The sequence below is a fragment of the Salmonella sp. SJTUF15591 genome, from assembly GCF_043356435.1.
GTDB lineage: Bacteria > Pseudomonadota > Gammaproteobacteria > Enterobacterales > Enterobacteriaceae > Salmonella > Salmonella enterica.
On the sequence record NZ_JBEUJO010000002.1, the window covers coordinates 497,907 to 511,443 of the forward strand.

Annotated in this window: 12 protein-coding genes and 1 riboswitch; of the genes, 7 read left to right on the plus strand and 5 right to left on the minus strand. The window is 54.2% G+C overall.

What is annotated here, in order from left to right; all coding sequences use genetic code 11:
• The gene (dsbI, locus tag ABVM99_RS06620; RefSeq protein ID WP_000345576.1) at positions 1–678 is read left to right on the plus strand and encodes a protein-disulfide oxidoreductase DsbI; all 678 of its coding nucleotides are present in this window, start codon (positions 1–3) and stop codon (positions 676–678) included.
• 170 nt (positions 679–848) lie between these two features.
• On the opposite strand, the gene ribB is transcribed toward dsbI, so the two are convergent.
• Positions 849–1,502, minus strand: coding sequence for a 3,4-dihydroxy-2-butanone-4-phosphate synthase (gene ribB, locus ABVM99_RS06625; RefSeq protein WP_001076978.1), 654 nt, complete (start codon positions 1,500–1,502; stop codon positions 849–851).
• 105 nt (positions 1,503–1,607) lie between these two features.
• Positions 1,608–1,806, minus strand: a riboswitch (FMN riboswitch).
• A gap of 132 nt (positions 1,807–1,938) precedes the next feature.
• Here ribB and ubiK point away from each other — a divergent pair.
• On the plus strand, positions 1,939–2,235 hold the full coding sequence (gene ubiK / locus ABVM99_RS06630) for a ubiquinone biosynthesis accessory factor UbiK (protein ID WP_000566824.1): 297 nt from the start codon (positions 1,939–1,941) through the stop codon (positions 2,233–2,235).
• A gap of 73 nt (positions 2,236–2,308) precedes the next feature.
• Here the strand turns inward: ubiK and glgS are convergent, their stop codons facing one another.
• The gene (gene glgS / locus ABVM99_RS06635; protein WP_000928927.1) at positions 2,309–2,518 is read right to left on the minus strand and encodes a cell surface composition regulator GlgS; all 210 of its coding nucleotides are present in this window, start codon (positions 2,516–2,518) and stop codon (positions 2,309–2,311) included.
• A gap of 257 nt (positions 2,519–2,775) precedes the next feature.
• On the opposite strand from glgS, the gene ABVM99_RS06640 reads away from it, so the two are divergent.
• The 3 genes from ABVM99_RS06640 to ABVM99_RS06650 all read left to right on the plus strand — a co-directional run bounded on the left by ABVM99_RS06640 (position 2,776) and on the right by ABVM99_RS06650 (position 5,392).
• Positions 2,776–3,396: an OB-fold-containig protein gene (locus tag ABVM99_RS06640; protein ID WP_000171739.1), complete on the plus strand. Its 621-nt coding sequence runs from the start codon at positions 2,776–2,778 to the stop codon at positions 3,394–3,396.
• A gap of 18 nt (positions 3,397–3,414) precedes the next feature.
• A complete protein-coding gene (locus ABVM99_RS06645; RefSeq protein ID WP_000342879.1) occupies positions 3,415–5,094 on the plus strand; it encodes a flotillin family protein in 1,680 nt (559 codons plus the stop codon).
• Between the two features lie 238 nt (positions 5,095–5,332).
• Positions 5,333–5,392, plus strand: coding sequence for a type I toxin-antitoxin system Ibs family toxin (locus tag ABVM99_RS06650; protein WP_001804776.1), 60 nt, complete (start codon positions 5,333–5,335; stop codon positions 5,390–5,392).
• A 159-nt stretch (positions 5,393–5,551) separates the two neighbouring features.
• On the opposite strand, the gene hldE is transcribed toward ABVM99_RS06650, so the two are convergent.
• The 3 genes from hldE to ABVM99_RS06665 all read right to left on the minus strand — a co-directional run bounded on the left by hldE (position 5,552) and on the right by ABVM99_RS06665 (position 11,295).
• Positions 5,552–6,985, minus strand: coding sequence for a bifunctional D-glycero-beta-D-manno-heptose-7-phosphate kinase/D-glycero-beta-D-manno-heptose 1-phosphate adenylyltransferase HldE (gene hldE, locus ABVM99_RS06655; protein ID WP_000867682.1), 1,434 nt, complete (start codon positions 6,983–6,985; stop codon positions 5,552–5,554).
• Between the two features lie 47 nt (positions 6,986–7,032).
• A complete protein-coding gene (gene glnE / locus ABVM99_RS06660) occupies positions 7,033–9,876 on the minus strand; it encodes a bifunctional [glutamate--ammonia ligase]-adenylyl-L-tyrosine phosphorylase/[glutamate--ammonia-ligase] adenylyltransferase (protein ID WP_000188316.1) in 2,844 nt (947 codons plus the stop codon).
• A gap of 117 nt (positions 9,877–9,993) precedes the next feature.
• Positions 9,994–11,295, minus strand: coding sequence for an inorganic triphosphatase (locus ABVM99_RS06665; protein ID WP_023195113.1), 1,302 nt, complete (start codon positions 11,293–11,295; stop codon positions 9,994–9,996).
• A 241-nt stretch (positions 11,296–11,536) separates the two neighbouring features.
• On the opposite strand from ABVM99_RS06665, the gene ABVM99_RS06670 reads away from it, so the two are divergent.
• On the plus strand, positions 11,537–12,151 hold the full coding sequence (locus ABVM99_RS06670; protein WP_001125344.1) for a TIGR04211 family SH3 domain-containing protein: 615 nt from the start codon (positions 11,537–11,539) through the stop codon (positions 12,149–12,151).
• Positions 12,152–12,213: 62 nt separating this feature from the next.
• Entirely contained in the window at positions 12,214–13,455 is a 1,242-nt protein-coding gene (locus tag ABVM99_RS06675) for a multifunctional CCA addition/repair protein (protein WP_023195112.1), read from the plus strand.
• Positions 13,456–13,537: the final 82 nt, after the last annotated feature.

Consider the following 13,537-nt stretch of genomic DNA (forward strand, 5'->3'; position numbering starts at 1 on the left):
ATGGATTTTATTAAGGGATTATGGCGAGACCTACGCGCAAGACCAGTAGATACGCTGGTGAGATGGCAGGAACAGCGCTTTCTGTGGCTGTTAATGGCCATCGCGATGGGAGGGTTAATTATCCTGGCGCACTCGTTCTTCCAAATCTATCTCTACATGGCGCCGTGCGAACAGTGTGTTTACATTCGTTACGCGATGTTTGTGATGGTAATTGGCGGGGTGATTGCGGCGATAAATCCCAAAAATATCGTGCTGAAGCTGATTGGCTGCATCGCGGCGTTTTATGGCAGCATTATGGGCATTAAGTTTTCTATTAAGCTTAATGGTATCCATCATGCGGTACATAATGCGGACCCCGATTCACTTTTTGGCGTGCAAGGATGTTCGACTGACCCGACCTTTCCTTTCAACTTACCGTTGGCGGAATGGGCACCGGAGTGGTTTAAACCTACCGGAGACTGCGGTTATGACGCGCCTATCGTCCCTGATGGCGTAACGCTCAGTAGCGTACAGCAGTGGTTTGTCGATCTCTACCAGCAGTCTGAAGGCTGGTATCTGCTTCCGCCCTGGCACTTTATGAACATGGCGCAGGCATGTATGTTGGCCTTTGGGTTGTGCCTGATTCTGCTGCTGGTGATGAGCGGCGCCTGGGCATTGAAACTGGCCAGAGGCAAATAACCTGAATAGATAAACCAAAGCAGAGGTCTGCATTCAGGCCTCTGCTTTTCTCACAATAATTTTACCATTCAGCTTATTCGTCGTTCTTTGAAACTGAACAGTATGGCACCGAAGGAATACAAAAAAGCCGATGGCATCTCATCGGCTTTTTTCAACCATGATCCGTTCGATCAGCTGGCTTTGCGCTCATGCGCCTGGCGGTAAGCCACCAGATCTTCAATCGTGACCACCGCCATATTATGCTGGCCTGCAAACGCGATACACTCCGGCGCGCGCGCCATCGTCCCATCGTCGTTAGTCAACTCGCACAGTACACCTGCAGGTTTAAAACCAGCCAGCGTCATCAGATCGATGGTCGCCTCCGTATGACCGCCGCGCGTCAGCACGCCGCCCGCCTGAGCGCGCAGTGGGAAAACGTGCCCCGGACGGTTAAGATCGGACGGTTTTGCGCCATCCTTAATTGCCGCACGCACCGTAGTGACACGGTCAGCGGCGGAAACGCCGGTGGTCACGCCTTCTGCGGCTTCAATGGTCACGGTAAAACCGGTGCCGTAGGCGCTGGTGTTGTTTTCCACCATCATTGGCAAGTCGAGCTGCTTACGACGGTCTTCAGTAATGCACAGGCAAACAATACCGCTACCGTGACGAATGGTTAACGCCATCTGTTCTACGGTCATCGTCTCTGCGGGGAAAATCATATCGCCTTCGTTTTCACGATCTTCATCATCAAGCACCATCACACCGCGTCCTTCACGCAGCGCATCCAGTGCAAGTTCAACACGTTCAAAAGGCGTACCAAAAGAGGAAAGTAGCGTCTGATTCATGGTAAAAAAACCTCATTAACATTATGGTTACCAGAATCAGGGCAGTCTTAGGAGTGCCGACAAGCGGCAAAAAAATAACGTGAGCGGGTCCATGCCCGACTGGATCGTTACCCTCTCCCATCCGGACTTTAACCGTCGGCCCCGGAATTACACCGGATCTGCTGACCTTTTCGCTATGGCAAAAAGCGCTCGCGGGCTTTCAACCTGCTCTCCGCGTTCCGTCACGGCTCGCCGTGATGAGAAATGCGTTAAACATCGCTGATTTACCGCCGGTGGGGAATTTCGCCCCGCCCTGAGAATAAGCGGGTTAACTATAACGCTATTGATTACCTTCATCAACGCCTTTACTCCGTATGACGTCACACAATTCTGGTTTATGGCGTCCACATATCGCACTACAATAAGAGCTAACACTTACCAGTTCAGGGAAACCACAATGATTGACCCGAAAAAAATTGAGCAAATCGCACGCCAGGTTCATGAGTCAATGCCGAAAGGTATTCGCGAGTTCGGGGAAGATATCGAGAAAAAAATCCGTCAAACGCTGCAATCTCAGCTGACGCGTCTCGATCTGGTGAGCCGCGAAGAGTTTGATGTCCAGACTCAGGTCTTGCTGCGCACCCGGGAAAAACTGGCGCTGCTGGAGCAACGCCTCAGCGAACTGGAAGCTCGCGACAAGCCTGAAGAAGTAAAACCTGCGCCCGCCATCCCGCCAGTCGATCCACAAGAGTAAAAACGTGAACGGGCCTGACGGCCCGCTCATATAAGATCTGAATAATGCCCTGCACCTGTAAAGGGAGCCTGCATTAGTGTTCTAATTCTAACCTTTTCGCCTGAGTCGCCTGCTGGCAGTAAAGCGCGTAACGCTTGCAAAACCAGTCGCGGTGCTCCTCGTCCATATTGCCGGTTACCGCCTGGATATCAACAGGACGCCCCTCCGCCTGCATTCTGGCAAAACTGCGCGCCAGAAAATCGAAATTATTTAATGAATAGACGTTATTGTTGTTCATCAGCATACCCTCCAGTTATTGAATTCTGTTAAGGCTATATGCTTTTTCTAATTTCAGTATTTCCCTATATGTACGGCGGTTTTATACATAACGTGCGCAAATTTAATGCGCAAAATCACAATATTCACCAAAGATAACGACGGATAAATCGCTTTTCGGACTTAAGGAGATATGGGTCACATGATATTGTAACGCAATGAAATAACAAGCATGAAAATTATCACGCGAACACCCTTCTGAAGGCGGCGACAAGGATAGAAAATATGACCTTATTTGCGGAGTATAACAGCCCCTATCTGTTTGCCATCGCGTTCGTTTTCTTTATCGGCGTGCTGGAGATGATTTCTCTGATTTTTGGCCACTTTCTTTCAGGCGCGCTCGACGCCCATCTCGATCATTATGACGCCCTGTCATCCGGCCCTGCGGGCCAGGCGCTTCATTATCTGAATATTGGACGCGTTCCCGCCCTGGTCGTCCTCTGTCTATTGGCCGGTTATTTCGGCCTCTTCGGTATCCTCATCCAGCATGGCGGGATCATGCTCTGGCAAGCGCCGCTCAGCAATCTGCTGCTGGTCCCGTTAAGCATTGTCCTGTCGGTCTTTGCCGTGCATTACAGCGGAAAAATCCTCGCGCCCTGGCTACCCAGAGATGAAAGCTCCGCCCTCAGGGAAGAGGAATTTATCGGCGGCATGGCGATTATTACCGGCCACGCCGCCGTCGCCGGTACACCTTGCGAAGGAAAATTTACCGATAAGTTCGGCCAGATTCACTATTTACTGCTGGAACCCGAAAAGGGAAAAGAATTTAAAAAAGGAGACAAGGTGCTGATTGTCTGCCGACTTTCCGCAACGCGTTATTTGGCTGAGCGTACCTTCTATGTTTAATTGAGAGGAACTTACATAATGGATGATGTTTTTGGCATATTGCCATCATGGATGTTTACCGCCATCGTGGCGGTTATCGTCTTACTAATTATCGGGATCATTTTTGCTCGCCTTTATCGCCGCGCATCTGCGGAACAGGCGTTTGTCCGTACCGGGCTTGGCGGGCAAAAAGTGGTGATGAGCGGCGGCGCTATTGTGATGCCAATCTTTCACGAAATTATTCCGATCAATATGAATACCCTAAAACTTGAAGTCAGCCGTGCTACCGTCGACAGCCTGATCACCAAAGATCGTATGCGCGTTGACGTTGTCGTTGCTTTCTTCGTGCGTGTAAAACCCTCTGTTGAAGGTATTGCCACCGCCGCACAAACGCTTGGCCAGCGAACGCTGTCGCCGGAAGATCTTCGTATGCTGGTTGAGGATAAATTCGTTGACGCCTTACGCGCTACCGCCGCCCAGATGACGATGCATGAGCTACAGGATACGCGTGAAAACTTCGTTCAGGGCGTACAAAACACCGTTGCGGAAGATTTGTCGAAAAACGGCCTGGAGCTGGAAAGCGTCTCATTAACCAACTTTAACCAAACGTCCAAAGAGCATTTCAATCCAAACAATGCCTTTGATGCCGAAGGTCTGACGAAACTGACGCAGGAAACCGAACGCCGCCGTCGTGAACGTAATGAAGTGGAACAGGATGTGGAAGTGGCGGTGCGCGAAAAGAACCGCGACGCGCTTGAACGCAAGCTGGAAATCGAGCAACAAGAAGCCTTTATGACTCTGGAGCAGGAGCAACAGGTTAAAACCCGCACCGCCGAACAAAACGCCAAAATTGCCGCTTTTGAGGCCGAGCGCCATCGTGAAGCAGAACAGACACGCATTCTTGCTGAGCGGCAGATCCAGGAGACGGAGATCGAACGTGAGCAAGCAGTACGGTCCAGGAAAGTTGAGGCCGAGCGTGAAGTACGTATTAAAGAGATCGAACAGCAACAGGTGACAGAAATCGCCAACCAGACGAAATCTATCGCCATTGCCGCCAAATCCGAGCAGCAATCGCAAGCGGAAGCGCGCGCCAACGACGCGCTGGCCGATGCGGTTCGCGCCCAGCAAAACGTAGAAACCACCCGCCAGACCGCCGAAGCGGATCGCGCCAAGCAGGTCGCTCTGATCGCCGCGGCGCAGGATGCGGAAACCAAAGCGGTCGAACTGACCGTTCGGGCAAAAGCAGAGAAAGAAGCGGCAGAATTGCAAGCCGCCGCCATCATCGAACTGGCGGAAGCAACGCGTAAAAAAGGTCTGGCGGAAGCCGAAGCGCAACGGGCGCTGAATGACGCTATCAACGTGCTTTCTGACGAACAAACCAGCCTCAAATTTAAACTAGCGCTCTTACAATCGTTGCCTGCTGTTATTGAGAAGTCTGTTGAACCGATGAAATCCATCGACGGCATTAAGATTATTCAGGTCGATGGCCTCAATCGCGGCGCGACGGCGGGCGACGTCGCCGCTGGCGGCGCTAACGGGGGAAACCTGGCGGAACAAGCGTTATCTGCCGCGCTCACCTATCGTACCCAGGCGCCGCTGATCGATTCGCTGTTAAACGAGATTGGCATCGCCGGCGGCTCGCTAAAGGCGCTGACCACGCCGTTGGTTTCATCGGCAACGGATGAGATTAATCGCGAAGCAACGGTAAAAGAGCAATAACCCCCGCCATATCTCCTGTCCCTGGTCATAAGACCGGGGATTTTTTTATCTTTTTTCCACCTTGTCTGTACAAAGCGTTATGACCAGCAGGCCATTTTGCGTGGGCGATCCAGTAACGCAAAATCGGCGGGAGAAAGCCCTTGCGCCAGACAGGCCACTCACCAACAATCGCGATGTCAGCAAGGGGCTGAAACGGGAAAGCCCCTCCCGAGGAAGGGGCTTTAATAAGGAAAGGGTTATGATGCACCAGGTCATCATACTGATTGTTCTGTTACTGATAAGTTTCGCAGCTTACTAACAGCCAATCAGAGGGGGGAGAGATCCCCTCTCACCCTTATTCCTTTACTTTAGGTCGAAAAAAAAGCAGCGTCAACCGCGAGATACGCGTCGAAACAAAATGTCCGACGCGCCTTCAAAATCAGCGCCCGCAGCGTCTGTAACGCCTGATGACGCGGTTTTACTTCTCGCTCTCGGTCTGGATCTTTTTGATGATATTGGTCGTGGAACAACCATCTTCGAAGTTCAGCACCATGACTTCGCCGCCGTTGGCCCAGACCTCTTCGCTGCCCGCGATCTCTTCCGGCTTATAGTCGCCGCCTTTTACCAGCAGATCCGGCAGAATACCGGCAATCAGTCGTTGCGGCGTATCCTCTTCAAAAGAGACAACCCAGTCGACTGACTCCAGCGCGCCCAGCACGATCATACGCTGTTCGAGCGGATTAACCGGACGGCTTTCGCCTTTCAGGCGTTTAGTCGAGGCGTCACTATTGACCGCAACAATCAGGCGGTCGCCCAGTTTGCGCGCGTTCGCCAGATAAGAGACGTGGCCCGCGTGCAGAATATCGAAAACGCCGTTGGTCATGACCACTTTCTCGCCACGCTTACGCGCGCTGGCGACGGCCTGTCTCAACTCCTCTTCGGTCATGACGCCGAAACCGGTATCCGCGCGTCCGCGCACTGCGTTTTCCAGCTCAATAGGGGAAACCGTTGACGTCCCGAGCTTACCTACCACTACGCCCGCTGCCGCATTGGCGAAATAACACGCCTCCTCCAGGGTATTTCCCGCCGCCAGCGTCGCCGCCAGCACGCCGATCACCGTATCGCCCGCACCGGTAACATCATAAACTTCCTGCGCCTGCGTCGGCATATGTAGCGGCGCTTTATTCGGTTGCAGCAGCGTCATTCCCTGTTCGGAACGCGTGACCAACAGCGCGGAAAGGTCGTAATCGGCAATGAGCTTCATACCACGTTCAACCAGTTCGTCTTCGCTTTTACATTTCCCCGCGACCGCCTCGAATTCAGAAAGGTTTGGCGTCAGCAGCGTGGCGCCGCGGTAACGTTCAAAATCCGTTCCTTTCGGATCGATGAGCACCGGCACGCCCGCCTGGCGCGCCAGGGAAATCATAGTCTGCACGCTGGTCAGAGCGCCTTTGGCATAATCGGACAATACCAGCGCGCCGATCGATCCCAGCGCCTGGTTGATACGCTCATGCAACGGCTGCGGGTCCACGCCCTCAAAGCCTTCTTCAAAATCAAGACGAATGAGCTGCTGATTACGTGATAGTACGCGCAGTTTGGTAATCGTCGGATGCGTCGGCACAGAAACGAAGTCGCACTTCACATTGACCTCCGCCAACGTTTTGCTCAGCGCGCGCGCGGCGTCATCAATACCCGTCAGGCCGACCAGACGGGCGTTCGCTCCCAGAGACGCAATGTTCATCGCCACGTTCGCCGCGCCGCCCGGACGTTCCTCAACGGTATTTACCTTAACCACGGGCACCGGCGCTTCCGGTGAAATACGGCAAGTGGGGCCATACCAATAGCGATCCAGCATTACATCACCCACAACCATGACGCCTGCACGTTCAAACGCTGGCAGATTTACTTTCATTCCTGTCTCCTGAGAGATTCAAAATTTGCGCGCGATAATAGCATAATTCAAACGGCTACCAGCCACTTCCGCCAGCTTGCCTGCACCAGCGCGCGCTCTTTGCTAAAACACGTCTGCGCCACATGACCGGGAAGCTCCTGCAACGCCAGGTGGTGCAGTTCATCACGCAGTGTGGTGTAGGCTACCGTCAGCGCCTGCGCCTCGTGTTCATCCATAATGCCGTTTTGCGCCAGAAGCTCCAGGATGCGCACGTTATCAGACCATCGCGTTAATTTAGGTTTTTCATGAGCGTAGCGCAGTACCAGATATTGCGCGATAAACTCAATATCCGTAATACCGCCTTCATCAGCTTTAATATCAAAACGATCACGATGCTTATTGCCGAGATGCGCCCGCATTTTCTCGCGCATTTCACGCACTTCAGTCTGCAATGTCTTGCCGTCGCGCGCCGTCGTCATGATAGTGCGGCGTACCGTATCAAACTGTGAGGTAAGCTGCGGGTCGCCATATACCACGCGAGCGCGTACCAACGCCTGATGTTCCCAGGTCCAGGCTTCATGCTGCTGATAATCGGCAAACGCGTCCGCTGAAGTCACCAGCATTCCCGCCGCGCCAGAGGGGCGTAGACGCGCATCCACCTCATACAAAATGCCGGAGGAGGTGCGCGTACTGAACAGATGCATAATGCGCTGCGCCAGGCGCAGATAAAACTGCCGCCCGTCGATTTCGCGTTCGCCGTTGGTCATGACGTCCATCGGACAGTCATGCAGGAAGATGAGATCCAGATCGGAACTGTAGCCCAGCTCCCATCCGCCCAACTTGCCATAACCGACAACCGCAAACCCCCGCCCCTGGCGCTCGTCCAGATGCGCTGGCTGACCATAACGCGCAACCATTTGCGTCCACGCCTGCTGCACCACAGCATCAATCATCGCCTCCGCCAGCCATGTGAGGTGATCGCTCACTTTCATCACCGGCAGCGTACCGGCAATATCCGCCGCCGCAATCCGCAAAAGCTGTGCCTGTTTAAACTGGCGTAATGCCTCCAGTTGTTGTTCTTCGTCTTCTTCCGGCACGCGCAGTAAATATTGACGTAATTCGTCGCGGTAAGCGTCGGTAGCCGTCGGCTGATAAAGCGTGCCGGGGTCGAGCAGTTCATCAAGCAACAACGGATAACGCGCCAGTTGGCTCGCTATCATTGGCGAAGCGGCGCAGAGCATAATCAGGTGTTTCAGCGCGCCAGGAAATTCGCTCAGCAGCTCCAGATAGGTGGTGCGAGTGACAATCCCCGCCAGCAACGGCGTTATCCGCGATAGCGTAACAGCGGCGTCTTCGCGAGAGCAGACATCAGCAAGCAGGTGCGGCATCAGTTGGTCCAGCACTTGCCGCCCGCGCGGGCCGATAGGGCGTTTATCCAGTTCCTTACGGAAGTCAGCGATGAGGGTCAGAACCTGTCGCCGATCCTCATCGGCTAAATGCGCCAGCACTGGCGTCGAATCATCCTCCTGTAGCGCATCCTGCCATACTTCACGCCACGGCTCTGAACGTTCTTCCTCCTGCGGGGTATCGGCTTCATCATCGCCAATTAATTCGTTGAATACGCGGCGTACATTAGCCATATGATCCGTCAGTTCGCCAACAAGCTGCGGCCAGTTCTCCGCCTTCATTCCCCAGGCCAGCCGCGCCCGATTCAGATCGTCGGCAGGCAACGTTTGCGTCTGTTCGTCATTGATGCTTTGCAGCAGATTCTCCAGACGACGTAGAAAAAGATAGGCCACGCGCAGTTGCGCCACGTCATTCTCAGGCAGCAAATGCAGCGCAGCGATAGCATCCAGCGTCGGCAGTAACGAACGCGACTGTAGCGACGGCTCGCGTCCGCCGCGGATGAGCTGAAATACCTGCACGATAAACTCAATTTCCCGAATACCGCCCGCGCCAAGTTTAATGTTGTCCTTCAAACCGCGGCGTCGCACTTCGCGGGCGATCATCCCTTTCATATTACGTAGCGACTGGATGACGCTGAAATCGATATAGCGGCGGAAAACGAAAGGCCGCAGCATGGCGCGTAATTCACGAGACCAGGCGTCGTCGTTATCGCCCATTAGCCGCGCTTTCACCATGGCGTAGCGTTCCCAGTCGCGTCCTTGCTCCTGATAGTAATCCTCCAGCGCGGCAAAACTCAGTACCAGCGGGCCGCTGTCGCCAAACGGTCGCAGGCGCATGTCCACCCGATAGACAAAACCATCCATTGTGGGCTGATCCAGCGCTTTGATCAGCCGCTGTCCGAGACGCGTAAAAAACTGGGCGTTATCGAGTTCACGGCGTCCGCCCCGGGTCTCGCCATGTTCCGGCCAGGCGAAAATCAGATCGATATCAGACGAAAAATTCAGTTCGCCGCCGCCCAGCTTGCCCATGCCTAAAATCAGCAGCGGCTGCGGAACGCCCTGCGGGTTACAGGGGGTTCCCCATTCGCGGCAACAGGCGGCATACAGCCAGTCACGCGCCCCCACGATGAGCGTCTCCGCCAGATGGCTCAACTGTTGTAAAATAGTCTCATCGTCCACCAGCGACAGCGTCTGCGCCCAAGCGATGCGTACCATGATGCGACGACGAAAAAGCCTCAGTTCACGCATCAGCGAGGCGTCGTCACAGACACCTGCCAACGCCTCCTGTAACCAGCCAGCATAATGTCGCCATTCATCAGCCTGCGGCGATGCGGATTCCAGTTCGGCAAGCCACTCCGGATGCGCTATCACGCTATCCAGCGCAAAATCGCTAAATGTAAGTACTGACTTCGCCTGCACGCTAAGCGATGTCTCAGTAAATCCTTCTGGTAGGCGCTCAACAACGGTCTGCCAGTACTGCGATAAGGGTGAAGAGAGCGGCGTCATTTAGGGGATATCCTTTAAATAATGCCGGATGGCGGCGTTTCGCCTTATCCGGCCTACAAGTCCGCATACCGTAAGCCTGATAAGCGCAGCGTCATCAGGCGCTTTCTACGGTTCTGATTATCGTTTTCCGCTGTGCAACCAGAACGGCTGCTGGTTAATGGCCTCATTACGGAAATGTTCAATTTCAATACGTTGTCCGGTAATAATGGCGTGACGCAATCCCTGCCAGTTCTCCAGCCATGCCTGCGCGACCATCGCATCATAATACCCGGCCAGCAGTAAAACGCTGTCAATATCGCGAGTCAAACGCGGCAACTGGTCGCGATACTTATCACCCAGCGGTTGTCCAAAAACTTTTTTTAATTCAGCAGCATGACGAGAAAGATGAATGTCGGCGAAACGCTTAAAAGAATCGGCCATTTTGGCCTGCGCCTTCGCGTCCAGAAATGGCTGCCAGGCTTTCGTCACCAGCCATTCCGTCAATGCCAGTTTCGCCATCGCCGTTTGCGTACTATAAACGGCTGTGACGGCGGACACCGCGGATGTCATCGTCGCTTCCGCCTGGGTAAGTAGATCACGTAAGTGAGCGCTCGCTTTACGTGGAACAATGCCACCAAAAAGCATTAAGGCATGGCGCACTAATCCCATAGCATCCAGCACGTGTTCTTTCGCCGACTCGTCGCCGCGCAGCCAGAGCTCTTCATGGTACTGCCACTGTGACAACGCCAGATCCAGCGAGGCCTCCAGCCCTTGCTCTACCGTGGCTTTCGCGGCGGTCCGCAGAATTGTCGTTGGTGTATTCTCTCGCGGCGCATTCCCCTGCGCCAGGTGATAACCTCGCGCCGCCTTACTCAGACTGCCCTGACGCAAACCGGTTTGCGACAGCAGTTGCTTCGCCAGTTTTAACACGGCGCGCGTATCGCCGCGAAGCAACTCAAGCTCCAGCTCACAAATCGGTTCGGCAAACTCGCCCGCTTTTACGTCGCCGAGATCGAGCGCAATTTCAATCCTGCTGCCGTCAACGTCCAGACACCATTTTTCCCGGTAAAAATCGGTACTGAACAGCGGCTGTACGCTTGATGCCAGGCCAGCGGGCAGTTTGCCATCCGGCCAGACCTCCGCCGGAAGTTGCGTCAGATCCAGCACGGGTTCGCTTAGCGCGACATTGTATTCGGGTCGCTGGTGCAGCCCGCCCGTTACCCGGCCGGCAATTTTCATGGTCATTTCATAGCGCCCATTTTCACCACGAATACGCAGCCCCATATCATGGCGGCGTAGCCAGTTATCAGGCGTTTCGAAGTAGATATTCAGCAACTGGCTGGGCGCATGATGCTCGCCGCCGAGCGTATGAAGATGATTTCGCAGCGCATCTACGGCGTCGTGATTGACGATAAACTTTAATTCGATTTCCTGAGCCATGGCCTTGTACTTATGGGTTATGTCACATCTGGGAAGATTCTTGGCGAACTTACCCGCATTATTTTTGTCAGTAGATAGTATTTTGCGCCAAATTGCCATGCAACGAGCAATTTGACGGGCGTAAAAGTTTGACGTAGCGGCAAAGGCGACACAGATGATTCCGATTGATGTCGACGACTTTGCGTAGCGACACTGATGCCGTTACTATCGTTCCACTTTCTCTGACAATAACGACAGCCTGATGCCAAAATTACGCCTGATTGGACTAACTTTACTTGCGCTTAGCGCCACCGCCGTCTCTCATGCTGAAGAGACGCGTTACGTTTCTGATGAACTGAATACCTGGGTCCGCAGCGGTCCGGGAGATAATTATCGCCTTGTGGGTACCGTCAACGCCGGCGAGGAAGTCACGCTCTTACAGAGCGATGCCAACTATGGTCAAATTAAAGACAGTTCTGGTCGTACTGCCTGGATACCGTTAAAAGAACTGAATACCACGCCAAGCCTGCGTACCCGCGTGCCGGATCTGGAAAATCAGGTCAAAACGTTGACTGATAAACTCAACAATATTGATACCACGTGGAATCAGCGCACCGCCGATATGCAGCAGAAAGTGGCGCAAAGCGACAGCGTCATCAACGGGCTAAAAGAAGAGAACCAGAAGCTGAAAAACGAGCTGATTGTCGCGCAGAAAAAAGTTAGCGCCGCGAATCTGCAACTGGATGACAAACAGCGCACCATTATTATGCAGTGGTTTATGTATGGCGGCGGCGTATTGGGTATTGGCTTGCTGTTAGGGCTGGTGCTGCCGCATATGATCCCAAGCCGTAAACGCAAAGACCGCTGGATGAACTAAATCGCCTTCTTTGCGGCACTGTCTTATCATTAGAGGATGATCGTTTTTAAAAGGAAAGTGGCGTGAAGATTTATCTGGTCGGTGGTGCGGTTCGGGATGCGTTGTTAGGGCTACCGGTTAAAGATAAAGATTGGGTCGTTGTCGGCGCCACGCCGCAGGAGATGCTTGATGCGGGCTACCAGCAGGTAGGCCGTGATTTTCCTGTGTTTCTCCATCCGCAAACTCACGAAGAATACGCGCTGGCGCGTACTGAGCGTAAATCCGGTTCCGGCTACACGGGCTTCACCTGTTATGCCGCGCCGGACGTTACCCTGGAAGCCGATCTCCAGCGTCGCGATCTGACCATTAATGCTCTGGCGCGCGACGATGACGGCCAGATTATCGACCCTTACCACGGGCGCCGGGATCTGGAGGCGCGTCTACTGCGCCATGTCTCTCCCGCGTTTGGCGAAGATCCCTTGCGCGTATTGCGCGTGGCGCGTTTTGCCGCCCGTTACGCCCATCTTAGTTTCCGTATCGCCGATGAAACACTGGCGCTAATGCGCGAAATGACCGCGGCAGGCGAGCTGGAACATCTGACGCCGGAACGGGTATGGAAAGAGACGGAAAATGCGCTTACCACCCGCAATCCGCAGGTTTACTTCCAGGTATTGCGCGACTGCGGCGCCCTGCGCGTCCTGTTTCCGGAAATCGACGCCCTGTTTGGCGTGCCCGCGCCGGCAAAGTGGCATCCGGAAATTGATACCGGAGTTCATACGCTGATGACGCTGTCGATGGCCGCCATGCTCAGTCCGCAGCTTGATGTCCGTTTCGCCACGCTTTGTCATGATGTGGGCAAAGGCTTAACGCCGAAAAACCTCTGGCCGCGCCATCATGGCCACGGCCCGGCGGGCGTGAAACTGGTCGAACAGCTATGCCAGCGTTTGCGCGTCCCCAATGACCTGCGTGATTTAGCTAAACTGGTCGCCGAATACCACGATCTGATCCACACCTTTCCGATACTCCAGCCGAAAACGATCGTTAAGCTGTTTGACGCCATTGATGCATGGCGTAAACCGCAGCGCGTCGAGCAGATTGCGCTGACCAGCGAAGCCGATGTCCGTGGACGTACCGGATTTGAAGCGTCGGATTACCCGCAGGGGCGCTGGCTGCGCGAAGCCTGGCAGGTGGCCCAAGCGGTACCGACGAAAGAGGTGGTGGAGGCCGGATTTAAAGGCATTGAGATTCGCGAGGAGCTGACGAAGCGACGAATTGCAGCGGTCGCCAACTGGAAAGAGAAGCGCTGCCCGACCCCCGCCAGCTAAACGCCATCCGGCACGATAAATTGCCTGATGGCGCTGCACTTATCAGACCGACAAAACAGTTAGGCCGGACAAAGCGGTACGC